The organism is Daejeonella rubra (genome assembly GCF_900103545.1).
In the GTDB taxonomy this organism is placed as follows: domain Bacteria; phylum Bacteroidota; class Bacteroidia; order Sphingobacteriales; family Sphingobacteriaceae; genus Daejeonella; species Daejeonella rubra.
Window position 1 is genome coordinate 73941 of record NZ_FNHH01000002.1, and the last position, 24501, is coordinate 98441.

Annotated in this window: 22 protein-coding genes; 15 read left to right on the plus strand and 7 right to left on the minus strand. The window is 40.2% G+C overall.

What is annotated here, in order from left to right; translation table 11 throughout:
- Positions 1–69 precede the first annotated feature (69 nt).
- The 5 genes from BLR27_RS01815 to BLR27_RS01835 form a co-directional block, all read right to left on the minus strand.
- Positions 70–576 carry an SRPBCC family protein gene (locus tag BLR27_RS01815; protein WP_090698640.1) on the minus strand — a complete coding sequence of 169 codons (507 nt, stop codon included), beginning with the start codon at positions 574–576 and terminating at the stop codon, positions 70–72.
- The gene (locus tag BLR27_RS01820) at positions 554–892 is read right to left on the minus strand and encodes an ArsR/SmtB family transcription factor (protein ID WP_090698644.1); all 339 of its coding nucleotides are present in this window, start codon (positions 890–892) and stop codon (positions 554–556) included. The genes BLR27_RS01815 and BLR27_RS01820 overlap by 23 nt, the downstream gene beginning before the upstream one ends.
- Before the next feature lie 236 nt (positions 893–1128).
- On the minus strand, positions 1129–1887 hold the full coding sequence (locus BLR27_RS01825) for a DUF1835 domain-containing protein (RefSeq protein ID WP_090698648.1): 759 nt from the start codon (positions 1885–1887) through the stop codon (positions 1129–1131).
- A 52-nt stretch (positions 1888–1939) separates the two neighbouring features.
- Positions 1940–2275 (minus strand): n-acetylglutamate synthase, encoded by a 336-nt coding sequence (locus tag BLR27_RS01830; RefSeq protein WP_090698652.1) that lies wholly within the window; start codon positions 2273–2275, stop codon positions 1940–1942.
- Between the two features lie 125 nt (positions 2276–2400).
- The gene (locus tag BLR27_RS01835) at positions 2401–3372 is read right to left on the minus strand and encodes an NAD(P)-dependent alcohol dehydrogenase (RefSeq protein ID WP_090698655.1); all 972 of its coding nucleotides are present in this window, start codon (positions 3370–3372) and stop codon (positions 2401–2403) included.
- Between the two features lie 353 nt (positions 3373–3725).
- On the opposite strand from BLR27_RS01835, the gene mraZ reads away from it, so the two are divergent.
- The 15 genes from mraZ (at position 3726) to BLR27_RS01910 (ending at position 21430) form a co-directional block, all read left to right on the plus strand.
- Positions 3726–4193 (plus strand): division/cell wall cluster transcriptional repressor MraZ, encoded by a 468-nt coding sequence (mraZ, locus tag BLR27_RS01840; protein WP_090698660.1) that lies wholly within the window; start codon positions 3726–3728, stop codon positions 4191–4193.
- Entirely contained in the window at positions 4186–5088 is a 903-nt protein-coding gene (gene rsmH / locus BLR27_RS01845; RefSeq protein ID WP_090699326.1) for a 16S rRNA (cytosine(1402)-N(4))-methyltransferase RsmH, read from the plus strand. The genes mraZ and rsmH overlap by 8 nt, the downstream gene beginning before the upstream one ends.
- A gap of 17 nt (positions 5089–5105) precedes the next feature.
- Positions 5106–5525: an FtsL-like putative cell division protein gene (locus BLR27_RS01850; RefSeq protein ID WP_090698664.1), complete on the plus strand. Its 420-nt coding sequence runs from the start codon at positions 5106–5108 to the stop codon at positions 5523–5525.
- Between the two features lie 148 nt (positions 5526–5673).
- Positions 5674–7776 carry a penicillin-binding protein gene (locus BLR27_RS01855; RefSeq protein WP_090698667.1) on the plus strand — a complete coding sequence of 701 codons (2103 nt, stop codon included), beginning with the start codon at positions 5674–5676 and terminating at the stop codon, positions 7774–7776.
- Positions 7773–9236 (plus strand): UDP-N-acetylmuramoyl-L-alanyl-D-glutamate--2,6-diaminopimelate ligase, encoded by a 1464-nt coding sequence (locus BLR27_RS01860; protein ID WP_407641174.1) that lies wholly within the window; start codon positions 7773–7775, stop codon positions 9234–9236. Before BLR27_RS01855 ends, BLR27_RS01860 begins: the two co-directional genes overlap by 4 nt.
- Positions 9236–10477, plus strand: a complete 1242-nt coding sequence (gene mraY, locus BLR27_RS01865; protein ID WP_090698672.1) for a phospho-N-acetylmuramoyl-pentapeptide-transferase — start codon at positions 9236–9238, stop codon at positions 10475–10477. Before BLR27_RS01860 ends, mraY begins: the two co-directional genes overlap by 1 nt.
- Complete coding sequence (murD, locus tag BLR27_RS01870) at positions 10477–11829, plus strand: UDP-N-acetylmuramoyl-L-alanine--D-glutamate ligase (protein ID WP_090698675.1); 1353 nt, start codon at positions 10477–10479, stop codon at positions 11827–11829. Before mraY ends, murD begins: the two co-directional genes overlap by 1 nt.
- Before the next feature lie 87 nt (positions 11830–11916).
- Entirely contained in the window at positions 11917–13080 is a 1164-nt protein-coding gene (locus BLR27_RS01875) for an FtsW/RodA/SpoVE family cell cycle protein (RefSeq protein ID WP_090698679.1), read from the plus strand.
- 45 nt (positions 13081–13125) lie between these two features.
- Complete coding sequence (gene murG, locus BLR27_RS01880; protein ID WP_090698683.1) at positions 13126–14223, plus strand: undecaprenyldiphospho-muramoylpentapeptide beta-N-acetylglucosaminyltransferase; 1098 nt, start codon at positions 13126–13128, stop codon at positions 14221–14223.
- Positions 14224–14235: 12 nt separating this feature from the next.
- Positions 14236–15591: a UDP-N-acetylmuramate--L-alanine ligase gene (murC, locus tag BLR27_RS01885; protein ID WP_090698686.1), complete on the plus strand. Its 1356-nt coding sequence runs from the start codon at positions 14236–14238 to the stop codon at positions 15589–15591.
- On the plus strand, positions 15584–16444 hold the full coding sequence (locus BLR27_RS01890) for a cell division protein FtsQ/DivIB (RefSeq protein WP_090698690.1): 861 nt from the start codon (positions 15584–15586) through the stop codon (positions 16442–16444). Before murC ends, BLR27_RS01890 begins: the two co-directional genes overlap by 8 nt.
- Before the next feature lie 10 nt (positions 16445–16454).
- Positions 16455–17807, plus strand: a complete 1353-nt coding sequence (gene ftsA / locus BLR27_RS01895) for a cell division protein FtsA (RefSeq protein WP_090698695.1) — start codon at positions 16455–16457, stop codon at positions 17805–17807.
- Between the two features lie 125 nt (positions 17808–17932).
- Positions 17933–19558, plus strand: a complete 1626-nt coding sequence (gene ftsZ, locus BLR27_RS01900; protein WP_090698699.1) for a cell division protein FtsZ — start codon at positions 17933–17935, stop codon at positions 19556–19558.
- Positions 19559–19717: 159 nt separating this feature from the next.
- Positions 19718–20959: an aminotransferase class I/II-fold pyridoxal phosphate-dependent enzyme gene (locus BLR27_RS01905; protein ID WP_090698704.1), complete on the plus strand. Its 1242-nt coding sequence runs from the start codon at positions 19718–19720 to the stop codon at positions 20957–20959.
- A gap of 273 nt (positions 20960–21232) precedes the next feature.
- Positions 21233–21430: a histone H1 gene (locus tag BLR27_RS01910; protein WP_090698710.1), complete on the plus strand. Its 198-nt coding sequence runs from the start codon at positions 21233–21235 to the stop codon at positions 21428–21430.
- A gap of 51 nt (positions 21431–21481) precedes the next feature.
- Here the strand turns inward: BLR27_RS01910 and dapA are convergent, their stop codons facing one another.
- Both dapA and ligA read right to left on the minus strand, forming a co-directional pair.
- Entirely contained in the window at positions 21482–22366 is an 885-nt protein-coding gene (gene dapA, locus BLR27_RS01915) for a 4-hydroxy-tetrahydrodipicolinate synthase (protein ID WP_090698714.1), read from the minus strand.
- Positions 22367–22462: 96 nt separating this feature from the next.
- Positions 22463–24475 carry an NAD-dependent DNA ligase LigA gene (gene ligA / locus BLR27_RS01920; protein ID WP_090698718.1) on the minus strand — a complete coding sequence of 671 codons (2013 nt, stop codon included), beginning with the start codon at positions 24473–24475 and terminating at the stop codon, positions 22463–22465.
- Positions 24476–24501 lie beyond the last annotated feature (26 nt).

Sequence of the window (24501 nt, forward strand, 5' to 3'; positions counted from 1 at the left end):
AATCTTTAATAGGCAACATTCCGTCATTTCGGACCTGATCCGCATGTCATTCCGGCCTTGAGCCGCTTGTCATTCCGGCCTTGAGCCGGAAAAATACTCATCCAGATTTTCCATTGCCAAAGTCATTCCTTCTTTAAAGCCCATTTGCAGGGTTGTTTCCAGTTGTGCCAGATCGGGGAAAGTAATGACATAATTTACCAGTGTCTTTTCGCCCCGGTTGGTAAAGTCAACACCCCAGGCCGACTGAGGTAATTCTTTATTGATGTTACCAGCTTCATCTGCAAATCCGTCCAATCCATTGTAATGCTTTTGCGGATGAATTTTAAGATAATCTGCCCAGCACCAATGTATTTCCCCTTCCGGTCCAACCATGGCATAGTGCCAGTGCCCGCCTTCTCTGAAATCCTGGCTTTTGGTTTTAGTTTTCCAGGGTTTTGGTGCCCACCAGAGGTCCATGATCTCGCTTTTAGTGTAAGCATCCCATACCAGTGGAAGTTCTGCTGCAAATTCTCTTTTGATCGTAATGGTGTTGTTTTCCTTGTCCACGGAAAAGTCAAACGCTGGATTGTGGCTCATGTTTGTCTTTTTTAAGAGTTAATAATACATAGTCGAGTTCGTTAAAGCGTTCTTCCCAGATCTTTTTAAATTGCTCCAGCCATTGGTCAATTTCTTTCATTTTATTGACTTCAAGCTGGTAATAGATCTCTCTGCCTTGCTGCTCTTGTTTTATCAGTTTGCACTCAGTTAATATTTTTAAATGTTTGGAGATTGCTTGTCTGCTTGTGTCGAAATGTTCAGCAATTGCATTGGGTGTTAAAGCCTGTAAGGCTATCAATCCAATGATTGCCCGCCTTGTGGGGTCTGCAATTGCCTGAAATATATCTCTTCTCATCTTTATCTGGCTCAAATTGTGAAACTAATCGGTTGCTAATATATGCGCAATCAATTAGCTTCGCAAATTTATTTTCAATTTCTGCTGACAATTTGTAAAGAACAGGTTAATATTCTGAGTAAATAAAATCTTAAAAATACTGGCTTTGACTAAAAGTAAAAGGCAAACAGCTTGTTTCTTAAGTATTTATCTCTGATAGCATAAAATTGATAAACTATAGAATTGCTGAATGTTTTTTAGTGCTGTTGCATTAGTTTGTCATACATGTTTTTTACCTGCAGATCTCCAAAACCATAAATGCCTTCTCTTTCAGAAAATGCGGAAAAAACTTCCTGAAATTCCTTTGAGTAGGTGTTTATTAATTCTGATACCACCCTTTCTGGTCTGCCTAATGCATGATCGGATGGAAACCTGTCGCTATGAGCCTGACAAACCTCCTCCAAATATTCAAAGCAGTTGGATTGAGTTTTAGATAGTTCATGCAATTTTTTTAAGTCGCCATTTTGATAAGCGATCCATAAATTCTTTCCTGATTCAATATCATCGGGTGAAAATTGAATTTTTGTACTAAAGCTTTGCTCAAGTCTTTCGGAGGTTGATCCTCCAAAACCTTTCCAACGGTCAGCTTTGCTTTCAATAGTTGGAAAAACTCTGAAAAGTTTGAGACCTGGCTTCTTTGAAAGAATTGAGATGGTAAACCACATATTAGTCTGACAAAACAAGTCGTTTTCAAACCAAAGACAGACTTCAGAGTAATCAGGCAGTGCATCTATTTTTTGCAATTCTGTTACTGTTTTACTGTAATATTCTGCTGTGGAAACATTAAAATAATCTGAAATAAATTTTGCCCTGACATCCCAAAAATCATCAGGATTCTCTGCAATTAGTGGTCCCTCAATCAGACATTCTCTGCAAACAATAAAGTCCTGATTGATTTTTGTATCTCTTAATTGCACTGCAAGGCAATCGCCGTTTAAAATATGATAGGTTGACATTTAATATTTTTGTTTTTCAAAATTGCTATATTTATTCCTGGCAGATTTTAATTTATTGTTCCTCTAATATTGATTGGCCTTTTGATCGATCACCCGAGGTCCACTGCCAATTTTCATGTAGTCTGATTTTTCCATTTGAAAGTATTTCCGGTTTAGATGTACAGACACCTGTCATGATTTCGTTTTTGTTATTGATCTGGTGGTAACTCATGTCAATATTTCCATTTTGATCAACAAGGCCAATTAAATGACCTTTAATGATTGACAAGCCAAAATATTCGCAGCTAAGTATCGGTCCGTTTTGTTTGTAATGGAAAATTGTTTCTTCAGATGTCTCGCCGTTTTCTGTGGAATAAACAGGTCTGAATATCTTATTATTATAATTCATTTTCTATTCGTTCAATCAGTTTAATACACTTTTTAACATTGAAATAATCCGCCGGAAAAGAATTTCAACCCGGAGCAAAAATAAAAACTTCAGGATAAAATTTCTGAGTAGTGCAGCACTTTCTTCTATAGCTGCTCTCCGATTTCCACAACTACATTTCCTTTTTTATGTCCGGCTTCCACATAGCGGTGAGCGTCAGCAATTTCCTCAAGGCTATAGATCCTGTCAATGACCGCATGGAGATGTCCATCTGCCATTAAGTTCTGTATATACCTGATTTCTTCAGGTTTTTCCATGGCTAAGCCCGAGATGACTTTGTGCTTGCCGCTGATATTGCTGAGAATGCCCTGAAGAGTTTCCGAAATTCCTGCCGAGCCCAGGATCAATATGCCCTTCTCTTTCAGGCACTTAATGCTATCCGCAAAAGACTGTTTGTTTACTGTTTCAAAAACTATATCGTAACGTTTGCTTCCCAATTTAAAAGTTTCCTGAGTATAATCAATATGATGATCTGCTCCAATTGCCTTAACAAGAGCTTTATTGGAGGCACTGCAAACTGCAGTAACTTCAGCGCCAAAATATTTTGCCAGTTGTATGGCAGCGGTACCCAATGCACCTGAGGCTCCATAAATCAAGATACTTTGTCCCTTTTGAATATTGGCCTTTCGTAAAAAATGAAGAGAAGTGGTAGCACCAAATGGAATAGACGCAGCTTCACAGAAATTGAAATTAGGTGGAATCAAACCAATCGGACTATTCTCAGCGACACATACATATTCAGCATAGGTGCCCATTGCCATCCCTGTCATTCCAAATACCCTGTCGCCGGCTTTGAAGCCTGTAACTTTGCTGCCGAGCTCTTCCACAATGCCGGCAAATACACCACCCAAAATTTGTTTGCTCTTTTTTGGATTGAACAATCCAAAGACAAGCCGGACAGCAAAAGGGTCGGGCTTGCGTAATCTCCAGTCGGCAGAGTTCACAGAAGTTGAATAGTTTCTGATCAGGACTTGATTTTTATTTGGCACAGGTTTCTTTACCTCTTCAATATGAAGTACTTCAGGTGGACCATATTTTTTAAAGATTGCGGCTTTCATAAATTCTCCCGGGTTATTTTTTGCTATCAGGATTTATTCTGATGTATTTCCATTCGACAAAGTTTTAGCTGATTTGTTTCAGGAGTGAGTCTGGCTCGCGAATAAAGTATTTATGGCAGGTATAATATATCACCTGATCTCTCCATGCTTTGGCGTTTCACCCTATGAATAACCCTGACACAACCAAAAGCACTTCAATCGATGATTATCCCCTCTAAGCCAAACCCCTGATTATCCGCTATGTGGGAGAAAATTAACCCTGAAAACTGTGGAAAACTTTTTTTGTGGGAGATAGTGGTAAAAAGTGGTAAGTTATTTACTTTTACAATTGAATTAAAGAGTAAAAACCGATAATGTCCCATTTTTTAGGAGAATTTGATTGTAAACTTGATGCTAAAGGCCGGATGATGGTACCATCCAGCCTGAAGAAACAGCTTCCCGAAGCTGAGCGTGAAGGACTTGTGATCAATCGTGGCTTCGAGAAACATCTGGTTATTTACACTAAAAAGGAATGGGATACCATCACGGAAGAGCTGAGTAAATTGAATGCTTATGAAAAGAAAAGCCGTGAATTTATTCGCTATTTTACCCGTGGCGCGACCGACTTAACATTAGATTCCGCAAATCGTATTCTTCTCCCTAAGGTATTAATGGATTATGCAGGTATCACCACAGAGGTGGTTCTTTCCTGTGTATTGAATAAAATTGAAGTCTGGGCCAAAGAGGCTTACGATAATCAGCTGGATAGTGAACCTGAAAATTTTGCCAATCTTGCCGAAGAGGTGATGGGAAATGCAGGAAGAAGGGGGGCTCATGACTGACTATCACAATCCCGTGATGCTGCAGGAATGCATGGAAGGCCTGAATATCAAACCAGACGGGGTATACGTTGACGTAACATTTGGGGGTGGAGGCCATTCCCGCGAAATATTAAAACATTTAGGTCCCAAAGGCCGCCTGCTTGCATTTGACCAGGATGCAGACGCACAGAAGAATTTACCCAAAGATGATCGATTGACCTTTATTGATCAGAACTTCCGCTACCTCAAAAATAATTGCCGTTTGCAGGGCGCCATTTCTGCAGATGGTATTCTGGCTGATCTGGGTGTGTCATCACATCAGTTTGATCAGCCAGAACGGGGGTTCTCTATTCGCTTTGATGCAGATCTGGATATGCGTATGGATCAGGCCGGTTCACTTACTGCTAAACAGATCGTCAATAATTACAGCGAAGAGCAGCTGCACCGTATTTTTGGAATCTATGGGGAGATCAAAAATGCCAAAACTTTGGCCAATACCCTGGTTACTCAGCGACTGAATAAGCCGATCAATACTGTGGATGAACTGAAGTTCGCAATCGCAAAATTAATCCCGAAAGGGAAAGAAAATAAATACCTGGCTCAGGTTTTTCAAGCCCTTAGAATTGAAGTTAATCAGGAATTAGAGGCTTTGAAAGAGTTTTTAGAGCAATCAGTCGATGTTTTGAAACCGGGTGGCAGATTAGTAGTGATGTCCTATCATTCATTAGAAGATAGGCTGGTAAAGAATTTTATTGCCAAGGGTAAATTTCATGGTGAAGTTGAAAAAGATTTCTTCGGAAATCAGATCAAGCCTCTTGAAAGTTTAACGCGTAAGGCAATTGTAGCCTCGGAAGAGGAAATCCAGCAGAATAACCGTGCACGGAGTGCGAAACTGAGAATAGCAGTAAAAAATTAGGCTTTTAAGCTTGATATATGAGTAACCAATTTAGGAGCAATAAAACAGACGAAGAGATTGAATCTCAGGTTGAAGATGGGATTCTTCCGGAGGTAAATGAAAAGGCAGAAATTCCTCGGAATTTCTTTACCCTGATGTTTACCGAAGGTGTGATATCGAAGCAGGCAGCTACAGATATGTTGCCCTTTATCATCTTCATTGCTTTTTTAGGGATGATCTATATTGGCAACCGTCATTTTGCTGAGAATAACATTCGTGATATTGATAAGCTTGGCAAGGAAGTCAAAGAGTTGAGCTGGGATTTTAAAACATTAAAAGCCGATCTGATGTTAAAAAGCACACAGACTGAAGTAGCCAAAGAGGTGGATACTCTTGGCTTATTGGAACCCAATGAACCACCTAAAAAAATTGTAATAACCGAAGGAGAATTTAAATAACTGACAAAAGACCAATTGAACCAGGAACCAGGAACAAAGAGCCAAGATGAGGAAGTGCTAATTTGAAATCAGCAGTATTTCTTCAGATAACAGATAACTGATAACGGGCAACTAACCAACTAACCAACCAACAACTAACCAACAACCAGTGAATATAAGAACCGACATATTGCTCCGAGTGTACATCGCCTTTGGCTTGATCGTGCTTTTGGCCTTTGCGGTACTTTTTAAATTATTCCATGTCCAGTTTGCGGAAGGTGAAAAATGGAGAGCAATGGCCGACAGCCTTTCTACCCGTTTTGCTAATGTGGAAGCTGCCCGCGGAAATATCTATTCTATTGATGGCAGCCTGCTTGCTACTTCAGTGCCGGAGTACGAAGTCAGGATGGACATGCTTGCAGGAGGTATTGAAAAGGATGATGTTTTTTATGAAAAGGTCGATTCTCTTGCTGCCAAGCTATCCGTTTTTTTTGGCGATAAATCAAAAAAGCAATATTCAAGGATGCTTCGTGAGGCACGTGAAGATAAAGCACGTTACATGCTCCTCAAAAGGGACGTTACTCATCAGGAGTTAAAAGCGATCCGTAAGTTTCCAATTTTTAATCTTGGGCGTTATAAAGGGGGACTAATATCTGTTCAGCAAAATAAGCGGATCCTGCCATTCCAGTCCCTTGCAAAACGTACCATTGGCTATAAGAATAAAAATGTGCAGCCTGTTGGCCTGGAAGGTGCTTATAGTGCTTATATAGACGGTGAAAGCGGTAAAAGAATGATGCAGCGTATTGCCGGCGGTGTTTGGATGCCTGTGAATCAGGATATTGAAATTGCCCCAAAAGAGGGTGCTGATATTATTTCCACCATCGATATCAATATGCAGGATGTTGCCCAAAGAGCATTGAAAAAGCAATTGATCACCAGCGATGCTGATCATGGTTGTGTGATCCTTATGGAAGTCGCAACGGGTGAAATTCGGGCGGTTGCAAACTTCAGTAAAGTTAGAACCGGTGAATACGAGGAACAGTTTAATTATGCGATCGCTGCAAGTCAGGATCCGGGTTCAACCTTCAAACTAGCATCCTACCTTTCATTACTTGAAGATAATAAGGTTGATACAAATTCAATGGTAGCAACCGGCGATGGAACCTATCGTATTCCGGGTCATACCATTCGTGATTCTCATGGGGGTATCGGTACAGTTACCGTTAAAAAAGCCTTTGAGGAGTCTTCGAACGTGGCTATTGCCAAAATGATCAATGCCGCTTATCAGAATGATCAGGGAAAATTTTCAGAACACCTTTACGAATGGGGGCTCAACAAAAAGCTGATGCTACAGATTCCCGGAGAGGGGCAGCCTGTCATAAAAAATCCTGAGAACAGGAGCTGGAATAAAAAACAAACCCTTCCGCAGATGGCTTATGGCTATGAAATGCAGATCACGCCATTACAAATGCTTGCTTTTTATAATGCGGTTGCAAATGATGGAAGGTATATCGCTCCCATTTTCGTTCGTGAGATCAGGCGACTCGGAAATACTGTTGAACAGTTCAGGGCTCGTGTGATCAATGAAAAGATCGTTTCAGATAAAACTATTAAAAAGGCTCAAGCCCTTCTGGAAGGTGTTGTGACTGAAGGAACAGGCAAAGGTATTGCTTCACCTTTATATCGGATTGCAGGAAAGACCGGTACAGCTCAGGTTGCTGATGCCAATAAGGGTTATCGCGTAGACAAAAAATATCAGGCATCGTTTTGCGGATATTTCCCCGCTGATAATCCAAAATACTCCCTGATCGTGGTGGTTAATAATCCTCGTAAAGGAACCTATTATGCAGCTTCCGTTGCAGGTCCGGTTTTCCGTGAGATCGCCGACCGTGTTTATGCCAGTGATGTGAACATGTATGATGCATTGAAGGATCAGAAGTTTGCAGGAAACTTAAAAATGCCTGAGTCTAAAACTGGAGAGAAGAAAGCAACACAAAACGTTTATAAAGCATTCGGAATCAAGGCTTTATTTGCCGCAAATTCTGATTATGTGATGGTGGATACAAATAACGGAATTGCAAATAAGGAAGTAAAGCTCATTGAAGGTTCAGTTCCGGATGTGAGCGGGATGGGCTTAAAAGATGCATTGTATGTTTTGGGTAATTCTGGCTTGAAAACCCTGGTTCGCGGAAGCGGAAGAGTGGTTAAGCAGTCATTGCTTGCCGGAACACGGTTTGCAAAAGGTGAACCGATTATTTTAGAACTTGAATGATGAACATACTCAAGGACTTGTTGTATGGAGTATCCCTTAAAAAGGTAATTGGCTCTACTGAATTGGAGGTTGAGGCTATATGCTTTGATTCCAGGAAGGCAGCACCTGGTGTATTGTTTGTTGCTGTTCGTGGCACAGAATCTGACGGACATGCCTTTATCGAAAAAGCGATAGATCTTGGGGCTGCAGCCATTCTGTGTGAAGAGCTTCCTTTAAATATCAGGGAGAATATTAGTTATTTCCTGGTTGAGAATTCAGCAAAGGCTTTAGGTATCATCGCATCCAATTTTTACAATAAGCCTTCAGCAAAACTAAAATTGGTAGGGGTTACGGGTACCAATGGAAAAACAACCATTGCTACTCTTCTTTTTCAATTGTTCCGGGATCTGGGTTATAAAACTGGATTGCTTTCAACAGTTCAGAATCAGATAAATGATCTGATCATTCCTGCAACTCATACCACTCCTGATCCGGTAGCATTAAACCGTCTCTTAAGTGATATGGTGGAAAGTGGATGCGATTATTGCTTCATGGAAGTTAGTTCGCATGCTGTTGCACAATCAAGAACTGAAGGACTTGAATTTGCAGGTGGAATATTTACCAATCTGACGCATGATCATCTTGATTTCCATAAAACATTCGATTCCTATTTAAAGGCTAAAAAAGGATTTTTTGACAGACTTGATAATAAAGCATTTGCACTGACCAATGTGGATGATAAAAACGGGATGGTGATGCTTCAGAATACTAAGGCGCATAAAAAAACCTACGGACTGAAGAATATTGCTGATTTTAAAGCAAAGATCATCGAAAACCATTTCAGTGGTTTACTGCTGAATATTGAGAATGAAGAGGTCTGGTTTAAAATGGTCGGCAGTTTCAATGCCTATAATTTACTTGCTGTTTATGCCGCAGCACTTTTGCTTGAACAAGACAGATTAAAGGTATTGACCTCTCTCAGTCGCTTAAGTGGTGCTGAAGGAAGGTTCGATTATATGATATCACCTTCTGGTATCATAGGTATTGTTGACTATGCGCATACACCGGATGCGGTTCAGAATGTGTTAAGCACTATTCAGGATATCCGCAAAGGTACTGAGCAGGTTATTACGGTCATTGGTTGCGGTGGCGACAGAGATAAAACAAAGCGTCCTATTATGGCACAGGTGGCCTGCGATTGGAGTAATAAAGTAATTCTTACCTCTGATAATCCACGAACTGAAGTCCCTGAGCAGATAATCAGAGATATGGAGGCAGGAGTAATGCCCCAGAATAAGAGAAAAGCACTTTCTATTACCGACAGAAAAGAAGCGATCCGGACAGCTTGCCATCTGGCAAAACCAGGCGATATCATTGTGGTGGCTGGTAAAGGGCATGAAAAATATCAGGATATCGGAGGCGTTAAGCTTCCATTTGATGATAAAGAAATATTAACTGAATTTTTAAATCTGGTAAGCTAATGTTGTACTACTTATTTACCTGGCTTGATAAGCAATATGATATTCCCGGAGCAGGGTTGTTCCAGTTTATATCATTCCGTACCGGCATGGCTGTGATCTTATCACTCATTCTGACTACCGTTTATGGCAGCCGTCTGATCAGGATATTGCGTGCCAAACAAGTTGGGGAGTCAGTAAGGAACCTTGGTTTGGAAGGCCAGATGCAGAAACAAGGAACTCCAACAATGGGTGGCTTGATCATTCTTCTTGGGATTCTGGCGCCAACCCTTTTGCTGGCCCGTATTGATAATATTTATATAATTCTAATGCTTATTACCACAGTTTGGATGGGGGCTATAGGATTTGTTGATGATTATATCAAGGTATTTAAAAAAGATAAAGAAGGCCTCGCCGGTCGTTTTAAGATCATGGGCCAGGTTGGATTAGCCCTGATCATTGGCTGGACTATGTATTTTCATCCGGATATTGTTGTAAGAGAGCAGGTTATATTGCCTGCGAAAGTACAGGCTCCACTGGATGTTCATAAACGTGGTGAGCAATATTATTATACTCAGGACATTAAGTCAACCATTACCAATGTGCCTTTTTATAAGGATAATGAGTTTGACTATGCCAAGGTACTTACTGTTTTTGGCGATCAATATGAGAAGTATTCATTAGTTGTTTTCCTGCTGTTTGTTATCGTTATTGTCACAGCGGTTTCAAATGGTGCAAATCTCACGGATGGCATCGATGGATTAGCAACAGGCACATCGGCTATAATTGGTATTACGCTGGCCATACTGGCTTATGTTTCGGGAAATACCATTTTCGCCGATTACCTCAATATTATGTACATCCCCTATTCAGGAGAGCTGGTGATCTTTGCTGGTGCCTTTGTAGGAGCTTGTGTAGGATTTTTATGGTATAACTCTTATCCTGCCCAGGTATTTATGGGAGATACCGGTAGCCTCGCTATCGGTGGGATCATCGCTGCTTTTGCGATCATGATCAGGAAGGAACTCCTTATCCCTGTGCTATGCGGAGTATTCCTGGTTGAGAATCTTTCGGTGATCATGCAGGTCTCTTATTTTAAATACACAAAAAAGAAGTTCGGAGAAGGACGCCGTATTTTTCTGATGTCGCCACTGCACCATCATTATCAGAAAAAAGGATATCATGAGGCCAAGATCGTAACCCGGTTCTGGATCGTTGGAATTATGCTGGCTATTTTAACCATTGTGACTTTAAAGCTAAGGTAATGGGCGAAAAGAGATATATAGTTATTCTTGGAGCCGGCGAAAGCGGAGTTGGTGCAGCCTTATTGGCGCAGAAGGAAGGTTTTGAAGTGTTCGTTTCAGATTTTGGTCCTATTGCGGATCACTATAAGAAAGACCTGGAGAATGCTGCTATCTCATTTGAAGAAAATGGCCATTCTGAAGAACGTATTTTAAAAGCCTCCGAGGTTGTAAAGAGTCCGGGAATTCCTGATAAGGCACCGATCATTAAGAAATTGACAGAAAAGAACATTCCAATTCTATCTGAAATCGAGTTTGCAGGGCGTTACTCCAATGCAAAGATGATCTGTATTACGGGTTCCAACGGAAAGTCGACAACTACAATGCTGACCTACCATATCCTGAAGAACGCAGGGCTGAATATAGGCCTTGCCGGGAATATTGGCAAGAGCTTTGCACGGCAGGTAGCATTCGAAAATTTTGATTTCTATGTTTTGGAGATCAGCAGCTTTATGCTTGATAATATGTATCAGTTCAGGGCTGATATTGCTGTATTACTGAATATTACACCTGATCATTTAGACAGGTACGACTATAAAATGGAGAATTATGCTGATTCCAAATTCAGGATCATTCAAAATCAAAAGCCGGGAGATGTATTTATTTATTGTGCCGATGATGCGGAAATTCAGAAGGGACTTTTAAAACATCAGATCAACGCCGATACCTATCCGTTTTCCATTGAGAAAGCTCTTGATAATGGAGCCTATTTGCAGGATGACCAGATCATAATTAACCTACACCACAAAAACCAAGAATCATTTACTATGTCAATTAAAGATCTAGCTCTTCAGGGCAAGCACAACATTTACAATTCTATGGCTTCGGGCATAGTTGCAAAAGTGCTTGAATTAAGAAATGAAACCATTCGCGAGAGCATGGGAAGTTTTACAAACATTGAGCACAGGCTTGAACATGTGGCTCGTATCTCCGGAATTGATTTTATCAATGATTCTAAGGCTACTAATGTGAATTCTACCTGGTATGCGCTTGAAAGTATGCCGGGAGAAGTTGTTCTTATCCTTGGTGGGGTGGATAAAGGCAATGATTATGACATGCTTAAAGATCTGGTAAAATCGAAAGTGAAAGCTATTGTCTGTCTTGGTAAGGATAATAAGCGAATTCATGAAGCATTTGAAGATGATGTGGAAGTGATCGTAAATACATTTTCAGCAAACGAGGCGGTACAGATCGCCTATCATTTAGCGACAAAAGGAAATACGGTACTCTTATCGCCTGCCTGTGCAAGTTTCGACCTGTTTAAAAATTATGAAGACAGGGGAAACCAGTTTAAGAAGGCTGTAAAAGAGCTTTAATAACGGAAAGTGGAGTATGTTAGTGTTTACTAACCAACTAACCAACTAATAACAGACAACAGACAACTGATAACAGACAACTAAATAATGGAAAGACTAATAAGCAAAACAAAGGGAGATCGCTGGATCTGGCTCATTGTGATCTTACTATCAGTATGGTCGCTTTTGGCTGTATACAGTGCTACCGGAACTCTTGCCTATAAAAAAGGAGTTGCCAGCGAGCAGTTTCTGATCAAGCACCTTGTTATGATCATAGGAGGTATTGCTTTAATGTACTTTTCTCATCTTCTGGATTACCGGTACTATGCGGGTATCAGCAAAATTTTGATGGTTATTACTATTCCTCTTTTAGCATATACCTTACTTTTCGGAGCTAACGTGAATGAGGCAAGTCGCTGGGTTACAATTCCGATCATCAATCAAACTTTCCAAACCTCGGATCTTGCCAAACTTGCCCTGATCACCTTTTTGGCAAGGAGCCTGAGCAGGAAACAGGAAAATATTAAGGATGTTAAAAAGGCATTCCTCCCTATCATGGGTTCGGTTTGCGGGGTGTTTGTATTGATTGCATTGGCTAATCTTTCAACTGCCTTAATGTTATTTGGTGTGAGTATCCTTCTGCTGATCATTGGCCGGATAAGTATTAAGCAGATATCGATTGTATGTCTCGCCGGACTCATTCTGTTGAGTGGAGTAATGCTGCTTGGTCCGCGGCGTAAAACCTATATCTCAAGGATCGAAACATTTTTGCATCCTGAAAAGGCTAACCCTGATAAGTCGTTCCAGGCAAATCAGGCTAAAATTGCCATTGCAACAGGTGGAGTATTTGGGAAAGGTCCCGGAAACAGTACTCAAAGAAATTATTTGCCTCACCCATATTCAGATTTTGTGTTCGCACTGATTATTGAAGAATATGGCATGATTGGTGGCGTTGGGCTAGTACTTCTGTATCTGGTATTTCTTTATCGATGCGTTTTGATTGTGACGCAAAGCCCCAAGGCGTTTGGGGCATTGCTGGCAGCAGGATTAAGTTTTAGCTTAACCATTCAAGCCTTTGCCAATATGGCCGTGGCTGTTGGATTGGGGCCGGTAACCGGTGTTCCGCTTCCCCTGGTGAGTATGGGTGGAACTTCAATCCTGTTTACAAGTGTAGCCTTCGGGATCATACTTAGTGTTAGCAGAGATAATGATGAAAAGAAGGAAAAAAGTCAGGAAAAGGTGATTGTTGGTGAGATATCGGCATTGGCTTAGTAAACTTTATAAAAAGGGTATTAAAACCTGTGTAATAAATATAAAATGGCAAAAAGAGTAATCATAAGCGGAGGCGGCACTGGCGGGCATATTTTCCCGGCTATTGCAATTGCTAATGCATTGAAAAAGATCGACCCGGAAACGGAGATCCTTTTTGTCGGTGCCAATGGACGAATGGAGATGGAAAAAGTTCCGGCGGCTGGTTATAAAATAATTGGTTTAGATATTCAGGGATTTCAGCGTGGTTCTCTTTTAAAGAATGTACTGCTGCCATTCAAGCTTTTCAGTAGTGTATTAAAAGCCAGAGAAATCATTAAGGATTTTAAGCCCGATGTAGCAGTAGGGGTTGGTGGTTATGCATCAGGACCATTGTTATATGCAGCCTCTCAGATGAAGATTCCCTATCTGATTCAGGAGCAGAACTCTTTTGCAGGTATCACAAACAAATGGCTTGGTAAGGGTGCTTCAGTGATCTGTGTGGCTTTTGCAGGAATGGATAAGTTCTTTCCTAAAGACAAGATACTGATCACCGGGAATCCGATAAGGAAGGAAGCTGTCGATATTGAAAATAAACGATTTGCTGCGGCTGAACTTTTAAGCCTGTCACCTCTTAAGAAAACGATTCTCGTGACCGGAGGCAGTCTTGGTTCAGGTACTTTGAATAAAAGCGTGCTTGCCGGCATGGATAAGATCATCGCGGCAGATGTGCAGTTGATATGGCAAACTGGTAAATATTATTATAAGTCAGTCACAGAACAATTGGCAGGAAAAGAACATCCCAATATTAAAGTGCTTGAATTTTTACATCGAATGGATCTGGCCTATGCGGCATGTGACCTGGTGATCTCAAGGGCAGGTGCCGGAACAATTGCTGAATTATGCGCAGTGAAGAAACCGGTCATCCTGGTTCCATCACCAAATGTGGCAGAAGATCATCAGACAAAGAATGCACTGGCACTGGTTGAGAAAGATGCTGCCATCCTTGTTGGAGATAATATGGCAGAACTTGAGCTGCTTGATATTGCGCTGCTTCTGATTGAAAACAAGAATAAGTGTAAGGAATTGGCTGATAACATAGGTAAAATGGAATTGCCTGATGCAGACAAAATTATAGCGGAAGAAGTATTGAAATTAGCAAAATAGATAGCTTATACTATGGAACTGGAGAATATACAGAGGGTTTATTTAGTAGGTATCGGTGGAATCGGTATGAGTGGCCTTGCACGATATTTTAAAAAGCGTGGATGTGTGGTTTGCGGGTATGATAAAACGGGTACTCCACTTACAGAGAAGTTAATGAATGAAGGTATTCCAGTTGTTTTTCTGGATGATGAAGATAATATTAAAGTTAGTTTCCAGGAAAAGGACCCCAATACATTGATTATTTATACACCAGCTATACCTTCAAATTCCAGGATTCTGAATTATTTCAAGAATGGTGGATTCACCATGAAGAAGCGGTCAGAAGTGCTGGGTATTATCAGTAAGGGTATGTATACCATTGCCGTGGCAGGTACTCATGGCAAAACCACTACTTCCAGTATCATTGCACATGTTCTTAAGGATAGCGGATACGATTGTTCTGCCTTTCTTGGCGGAATTGCATCCAATTATAACTCAAATGTACTCTTCGGAGAAAATAATACTATGGTAGTTGAAGCGGATGAATATGACCGCTCTTTCCTGACTCTTCATCCTGATATTGCTATTGTAACGTCTATGGATGCTGATCATCTGGATATCTACGGTGATAAATCACATCTGGTTGAATCGTTTAAGCAATTCACATCCCAGCTTAAAGAGGGTGGAAGGCTTATCTACAGGAAAGGACTAGACCTGAGTGGAGGAAAAACCTATTCCGCTAATGTCGTAGCTGATATACAAGCTGTGAATGTTCGTATTCAGGACGGTAGTTTCTACTTTGATTTTAAGAACGGTAACCTGGTCATTGAAAATATTCAGCTGGGCTTACCCGGACTTCACAATATTGAAAATGCTGTTGCTGCTATTGAAGTTGCCTTGCATTTAGGAATTGAAGCGGATAAGATCCGTAAGGCTCTGGCAAGTTTTTTGGGTGTAAAACGCAGGTTTGAATACGTAGTGAAGGATGCAAATCACGTTTATATTGATGATTATGCACATCATCCGGAAGAGTTAAGAGCCTGTATTAAAGCCGTGAAAAGTTTATACCCGGATAAAAAGCTGACAGCTATTTTTCAACCTCATTTATTTACCCGTACCAGAGATTTTGCGGATGGCTTTGCTGAGGTTCTGAGTATGATCGATGACCTGGTCATGCTGGATATTTACCCGGCCAGAGAATTGCCTATTGAAGGAGTTACTTCGGCCATGATATTGGATAAAGTTAAGAATGAATCAAAGCAGAACCTGAGTAAACAGGATGCGATAGAATATATACGTGCCAATAAGCCTGAATTACTGTTAACAGTTGGTGCAGGAGATATTGACACATTGATAGAACCTTTGAAAACAATACTTCAGAATGCTTAAACGAATTAACTGGAAGGGTATTTTATATGGTTTCCTCTGGCTTGTCAGCCTGAGTGGACTTGTCCTGTTAATGAGTTTTATTGAAGTAAAAAAGGGAGATCAGAAATGTAAGGATGTAAAAGTGATCCTTCCCGGGCGCTATAATTTTATTGAGCGCGATGAGGTTGACAGGATCCTTTTGGAAGCAGGCGGCGCACTGGTTGGAAGGGATCTCAATGATATTAATATTCATAAACTGGAAAATACGCTTAAGAATAATCCATTTATTGAATTCGCCAAGGTTTACGCTGATATGGATGGTATTGTACATGTTCAGATAAGACAAAGAGAGCCTCTATTAAGGGTGATCAACATGGCTAATCTTCATTATTATATCGATGGAAACGGACTGAAAATGCCGCTTTCTGAAAATTTTACAGCGAAGGTATTAGTGGCAAATGGTTTTATCGATGAAGACTTTTCAGGCAAGGTTGATACCCTAAGCTCTAAACTCGCAAAAGATCTGTATCGGATGGCCCTGTTTATTAAGGCAGATACGCTTTGGGATAATCAGATCGAGCAGGTCTTTGTGAATCTGAATGGAGACATTGAACTGGTACCGCGGGTTGGAGATCATAAGATCATTTTTGGAGATGCTGATTCATTACAGACCAAGTTCAGAAATCTGCTTGTATTTTATAAGAAGGCAATGCCAAAAGTGGGTTGGGATACCTACAAAACCATCAATCTGAAATATGCCAATCAGATAGTTTGTGAAAAGAACATCATCGATACAAATAAAATAACTACGGTAATCAGTCTGCCGCTTGCCGATAGTTTAAAATTAGAAAGTCAGGAATCAACAAAAAATTAATAATAAGCATATGGATCAAATTAACTCAGCTTCAGCCAAAAATTCACCAATTGTTGTCGGTCTCGATATCGGAACAACTAAAATCTGCGTTACTGTGGGACGTAGAAGCGAACATGGTAAGATTGAAATTTTGGGTATGGGTAAAGCCGAATCGGCAGGGGTGACCCGCGGGGTGGTTTCCAATATTCAGAAAACTGTTCAGGCTATCATGTTAGCTGTGGAAGAAGCCAGCGCACAGTCCAATGTAGATGTAAAGATCGTTAATGTCGGTATCGCAGGCCAGCATATTAAAAGCCTTCAGCACCGCGGAATTCTGACCCGTAAGGAGTTGAACACCGAGATCCAGCGTAAGGATATCGACAAGCTGATCGAGGATATGTACAAATTGCTTATGCCTCCTGGTGAAGAGATCATCCATGTGTTGCCTCAGGAGTTTACTGTTGATAATGAGCCTGGAGTAAAAGATCCCATCGGTATGGCCGGAGTACGACTTGAAGCAAATTTCCATATCATCTCTGGTCATGTTAGTGCGGTGAAGAACATTCTGAAATGTGTTGGTAATGCCGGACTTGAAACTCAGGAACTGATTCTTGAGCCTTTAGCTTCATCTGAGTCGGTGTTAAGTGATGAAGAAAAAGAAGCTGGTGTTGTTCTGGTAGATATAGGTGGCGGTACTACTGATCTGGCTATTTTTCATGAAGGTATCATCCGCCATACAGCGGTGATCCCTTTTGGTGGAAACAGTGTTACCGAAGATATACGTGAGGGTTGTTCCGTAATGCGTAATCAGGCAGAATTACTGAAAACGCGTTTTGGATCTGCACTTGCAGATGAGAATAAGGAGAATGAGATCATTTGTGTTCCTGGTCTTAGAGGAAGAGAACCAAAGGAGATATCTGTAAAAAATCTGGCTTACGTTATTCAGGCGAGGATGGAAGAGATCATTGAACACGTTTATTACGAGATCAAGTCTTCCGGGTATGAAAAGAAGCTGATCGCAGGAATCGTGATCACAGGTGGTGGAGCACAGTTAAAGCATTTACCTCAGCTTGTTGAATTTGTAACCGGTTTAGACAGTCGTATAGGTTATCCAAATGAGCATCTGGCTAAAAATGACGTGCTGCCTAAGAATGTTTACGATGAATTAAAAAGTCCGATGTACGCTACTGGTATTGGCCTCCTGATCAAGGGTATCCAGAAGGCAGAACTTGTGGAAGATTCTAAAGTAAATGGCAGTGTTAAAATAGAAAAAATTGTTGTCGCCGATAAGCCTAAAAAAGGACAGGGATTGTTTGAACGGATCCTGCAATCAGGTGCGAAATTCATCAAGGATGATATCAAGGACGAAGATTACATCCGGTAATTATCCACAATTCGGGAGTTTCCCACATTCTAACAATTGTGGAAAACCTATGTGGATAAATAGCTAATATTACAGTATAAACTGTCTAAGAATGAACAAGATTTACTCAACTGATAATTAAGGATATGCAGTTTGAAATGTTAAAAGAAAAGTCATCGATCATCAAGGTAATTGGTGTTGGTGGCGGCGGCGGTAACGCTGTGAATCATATGTACCGTCAGGGAATCACTGGTGTTGATTTCATTATTTGTAATACCGATGCTCAGGCACTTGAACTTAGTCCGATACCAAATAAGGTTCAGCTTGGTGCAAGTTTAACTGAAGGTATGGGTGCCGGCTCGATTCCTGAGGTAGGGAAAAATTCGGCCATTGAAAATATTGATGATATCAAGCGAATGCTTGGTTCCAACACCAAGATGCTTTTCATTACTGCCGGAATGGGTGGTGGTACCGGAACAGGTGCCAGTCCGATCATTGCCAAAGCAGCAAAAGAACTGGATATTCTTACTGTTGGTATTATTACCACTCCTTTTTCTTTTGAAGGTAAGCGCAGGAAGAATCAGGCTGAAGAAGGCTTAGAGGAATTCAAGAAATATGTTGATTCATACCTGGTTATATCGAATGACCGCTTAAGGGAAATATTCGGTAACCTGACCCTTGGATCTGCTTTTGCACAGGCTGATAATATATTAACAACGGCAGCAAAAGGAATTGCTGAGATCATCACTATTCCGGGATATATAAACGTTGACTTTAAAGATGTGCGCACCGTGATGAAAGAAAGCGGAGTTGCCATTATGGGAAGTTATGCTGCTGAAGGTGAAAATCGTGCTTTGAGAGCAGTTGAAGGTGCATTGGCATCTCCATTGCTGAAAGATAATGAAATTGAAGGGGCACGTTATATTCTTTTGAATATCAGCTCCGGAGATAAAGAAGTAACCATGGATGAGGTTAGCATCATCACAGATTTTATTCAGCAGGAAGCAGGCTTAGCTGCGGATCTGATTTGGGGTAACTGTACAGATGAAGGACTAGGTGAGAAGATCTCGGTAACGATCATAGCTACTGGTTTTCAAACTAAGGAAGAGCGCGAAGTTGAGAAGAGTCAGGTTCGTAAAGTGTCTCTATTGACTCCGGAATTAGCTCCAATGGTTAAGCCTGTTCAGGCTAATACCTTTATGGAATTTAAAAAAGAAGAGATCAATGAGCCTGTTCTTAAGTCTGTAGAAGAAAGTCAGGTAGATCTTTTTGCAGGTTATTTTCATAGTACTCCAAAAGTAGAGGAAGAAAAAGCTTCTGAATCAGAGTATGTACGCCATACCTTGAATGATGAAATTCCGTTAGATTTAGTACATGTTGAGAAATCCTTTGAGTTCGAGATTAAAACTGAAGATAACTTTGAAGAAGCAAAGCAAATAGTAGAAGAGGAAATTGTTGCTGAAGTTCAACCAGAAGAAATTCCTATGGCTTGGCATAATCCGGATGAAAATAAAACGGACGAGTCAATTGAAGAGCAGTTACGCAAGTCTAAAGAAAGGATCCTGCGCCTGAAAGACCTGAGTATGAAGTTACGTACTACGAATGGACTGCAGGAACTTGAGAATGAGCCGGCTTACAAACGCAAGCAAATGTCTTTGCATGATGTGCCACATTCTTCTGAATCACAGGTATCCAGATTTACGTTAAGTAATGATGAAGGTGTCACTGAGATCAGGCCTAACAATTCCTTCCTGCACGACAACGTAGATTAAGGAAAGGTTTTATATTATTAAAAAAGGCCTTTATCCCCTGGATTCAGGCCTTTTTGGTTTGAGGCATACAATTTGTATTAGTCTTAATTAGCTTTTGATAATCAGACTGCTAAATCTTAACTTTGCGCGAAATAAACGTTAACAATAAAATTATAAAAATTGGATTTATTTGATAAAATTTCGAAAAATATGGGACCTCTGGGCCAGCACCAGAAAATGGCTCATGGTTATTTCTCTTTTCCTAAATTAGAGGGTGAAATAGCTCCACATATGATGTTCAGAGGTAAGGAGCACCTGGTTTGGAGTCTTAACAATTACCTCGGACTTGCAAATCATCCGGAAGTTCGTAAAGCAGATATAGAAGGGGCCACAGAATTTGGTCTTGCTTATCCGATGGGTGCCCGAATGATGTCAGGTAACTCAAATAATCATGAGGCTTTAGAAAGAGAACTTGCAGACTTTGTAGGAAAGCAGGATGCATTTCTTTTGAATTTTGGTTATCAGGGAATTATGTCGGCAATCGATGCATTGGTTGACAGACATGATGTTATTGTTTATGATGCAGAGTCACATGCCTGTATCATTGATGGTGTTCGTCTTCATCAGGGTAAACGTTTCGTTTATACCCATAATGATATGGAAAGCCTGGAAAAACAATTAGAGAGGGCAACAAGATGGGTTGAAAATACCGGTGGAGCAATACTTGTAATTACTGAAGGTGTATTCGGTATGTCAGGCGCTCAGGGTAAATTGAAAGAGATCGTTGAACTTAAAAAGAAATTCAGCTTCCGCCTTTTAATTGATGATGCACATGGTTTTGGTACTATGGGTGATACCGGTGCCGGAACTCATGAAGCACAGAATTGTATTGAAGAGGTCGATATATATTTTGGAACCTTTGCTAAATCAATGGCTGGTATTGGAGCTTTTATAGCTTCAACTGAGGAAATCACCAATTTCCTTCGGTACAATATGCGTTCTCAGATCTTTGCAAAATCACTGCCAATGCCAATGGTTGTTGGTCTGCGTAAAAGGCTTGAACTGTTAAAGAGCCAGCCTGAACTTAGAGAGAAACTTTGGTTTATAGCTACAAGCCTTCAGAATGGTCTTAAAGAAAGGGGATTTGATATTGGTGTAACAAATACCATGGTGACTCCCGTGTTCCTTGAAGGCGAACTTCAGGAGGCTACAGCCATTACCATGGATCTAAGAGAGAACTATGGTATCTTCTGTTCTATTGTGGTTTACCCGGTTATTCCGAAGGGTTTGATCATGCTTCGTCTCATCCCTACAGCCCTTCATACAATTGAAGATGTAAACCGTACGCTTGATGCTTATAGTGAACTCGCTGTGAAACTTAAAAAAGGACATTATAAGGAAAAAAGCCTTTTAGATGCATAAATAAAAATGAGTAATAAAACTCAATTTTAAACTATAAAATATGCCCTCAGATAGCCTCTGATGGCATATTTTTTTTACAATAATTTGTAATTTGCTGAATCAGAATATTTTAGCTTTTAAAATATTGTAGTTTTTGTGAATAACTGCCCTGAATGTGGAAAAAAACGCCAAAATCGCATGATTTTATTTTTTTCAATTATTCATTATTTAAAAAAAACATTATAAATTAGCTAATAGATAACGTTACTAACCTTAAACTAAAAGAGTAAAATCATGAAAAAATTCACTGAAGCAAAAAATTTATTCGAGTCTTTAGAAGCAGATGCAGACAAGTTTTATAACAAGGCTAACAGCGCAGCTGGTACCCGTGTTAGAAAAGGAATGCAAGACTTGAAAAACCTGGCTCAAGCTATCCGTCTTGAAGTACAGGAAATGAAGAATAAAGAAGCAGCGAAAGCAGCTAAGAAATAATTTTCTTCCCTGATAAAGAAGGCCCGCTATTGAAAGCGGGCCTTCTTTATTTTACAGCAAATTTAATTGCTCAAGTTTAGCTCTTATCTGGTTTTCGGTACCCTCACTAATATTGACCAGTGGTAATCGCATGGTGTCACCACAAATACCTAATAGTTTCATAGCTGATTTTACTCCACCGGGATTTCCCTCCACAAAACATAAAGATGTAATCTCTGTCAGGCTATGATGAAGTGGCTGTGCCTCAATAAATTTACCATCCAGGCACATGCGAACCATCGTTGAAAATATACCAGGAAGGGCATTCCCGATAACAGATATAACACCTGCTGCACCCATCGCGATCAATGGTAATGTTATTGGGTCATCACCTGAAATGAACAGAAAGTCTTCAGGCTTATCTTTTATGATCTTGTTAAATTGTTCGAAATTGCCCGATGCCTCTTTCATAGCAATGATGTTTTTATGATCATGGGCTAAGCGAAGCGTAGTTTCAGCAGTCATGTTAACTCCCGTTCTACCCGGAACATTGTAGAGAATGATCGGAAGGGAACTATTATCAGCAACAGCTTTGTAATGCTGATAAATTCCTTCCTGGGTAGGTTTATTATAATATGGGCAAACAGAAAGTACTGCATCGAATCCATTGGAATCGAACTTTTTCAGATCTTTCAACACCTCTGATGTATTATTCCCTCCTATGCCTGCAACAAGACTTACTCTTCCATTAACATGGGATACTGTAGTTTCCCAAACAGCCTTTTTTTCATCACTGTCCAATGTTGCTGCTTCTCCGGTAGTGCCTAAAGAGACAATATATTCTGCTCCGCCGTTGATGATATGATCAATCACAGTTTTGAGGGCAGTATGATCAACAGATCCATCTGATTTGAAAGGAGTAATAATAGCTACTCCGGTTCCATGAAATTTATTCATTGTATTTTTATTTACTCAAACTGTTCTTTTGCGAATTTAAGCGGAAAAGGGCCAATTATGAAACAATTTTTTAAATAATGGACTATTCTATCAAAATTATTGCAACATATTAATTAAATCATCGTCCGAAATGATTGGAATTTGAAGTTTTGTCGCTTTTTCAAGTTTTGCGGGCCCCATATTATCACCGGCAACCAGAAAATTTAACTTAGCTGAAATACTGCTAAGTATTTTTCCACCATTTGCTTCAATAATATCTTTTAATTCATCCCGACTGTAATTTTCAAACACTCCCGAGATAATAAATGATTTTCCTTCAAGTTTAGTGCTTTCTAATTGAACAGTATTCTGTACTGACTCGAATTGTAAACCATAACTCCTGAGCAATTCTATCTGTTCTCTATGTCGTGGTTCCTTAAAATATTCGATCAGGCTTTCTGCAATACGCTCGCCTATTTCATCCACTGCTTTTAACTCTTCAAAATTCGCATTCATCAGACTGTCAATATTCTTAAAATATGCGGCAAGTTTTTTAGCGACAGTTTCACCTACATACCGGATACCTAGTCCGAAGAGAACCTTTTCAAAAGGCATCTGCTTTGATTTCTCAATGCCTTCAAGCATATTGCTGATAGATTTTTCACCAAAGCGATCGATCTGTTTTAGGAGGTCTTCCTTTTTATAAAGTGTATACAGATCACTGATGTGCTCAATAAACCCTCTTTTGTAAAAAGCTTCGATGGTTTCATCTCCTAATCCATCTATGTTCATTGCTTTTCGTCCAATAAAATGCTGCATTTTGCCAATGATCTGCGGTGGGCAGCCTTCATCGTTCGGACAATAATGAACAGCTTCTCCTTCTTTGCGGATAAGGGGAGTTTTGCATTCCGGGCATACCTCAGGATAGATGACTCTTAATGCAGAATTATCACGTTTTCCGGTATTTACTGCAATTATTTTAGGAATAATTTCTCCTCCTTTCTCCACCAATACTGTATCGCCTTCATGGAGATCCAGGCGTTTGATCTCATTGGCATTGTGAAGTGTTGCCCTTTTTACAGTCGTGCCAGCTAAAAGTACAGGTTTAAGATTCGCTACAGGAGTTACAGCTCCAGTTCGGCCTACCTGGTAACTGACCTTTTCAAGTATGGTCTCAACTTCCTGGGCTTTATATTTATAGGAAATGGCCCATCGGGGTGATTTTGCTGTAAACCCGAGTTCCTGTTGCTGACTTAGATTGTTAACCTTGATAACAATACCATCAATTTCATAACTTAAACCAAAGCGGTGCTCTTCCCAATATTGGATAAATTCCAGAACATTATCCATGTTCCTGCATAATTTAGTATGCTCGCAGACATGAAAGCCCCATTTTTTAACAGCCTCCAGGCTTTCCCAATGGGTGTTAAAGCTATGTTTCTCAGTGTATAAAAAATATAGAAAGCAATCCAGTGGCCTTTTTGCCACCTCTGTTGAATCCTGCATCTTCAAGGTTCCTGAGGCGAAGTTTCTTGGATTTGCAAAAGCAATTTCATTGTTCTCAATACGTTCATTATTAAGCCTTTCGAAGGCCGCACGGTGCATGAAGACTTCACCACGTATATCAAATGAATCAGGATATCCTAAAGCCTTTATATCTTTTGGGATACTGCGGATGGTTTTAACATTATTTGTTACGTCATCTCCCTGAGTACCATCACCACGGGTTACCGCCCGCAGCATCTTTCCATTCTCATAGCTAAGGCTAATAGAAAGTCCATCGAACTTCAATTCACATACATACTCGAAATCATCACCTATGGCTTTTCGTACCCTTTCATCAAAGTCCTTCAGATCTTGTTCATTATATGTGTTACCAAGCGAGAGCATGGGCCACTTATGCTTAACAGTCTGGAATTCTTTAGTAATATAACCACCAACCTTAATGGTAGGGGAGTCAGGGTCAAGATATTCCGGATATTCCTTCTCCAACTTCGCAAGTTCTTCCAGCTTTTTATCGTATTCAAAATCTGTAATTGCGGGTTGAGCCAAAACATAATATTTGTAATTATGCTCATTCAGCTCTTTTACGAGGCTCTCAATACGTTCTTTAATTTCAAAAAGTGACATGTAGCGAAGATAATTTTTTCAATTGA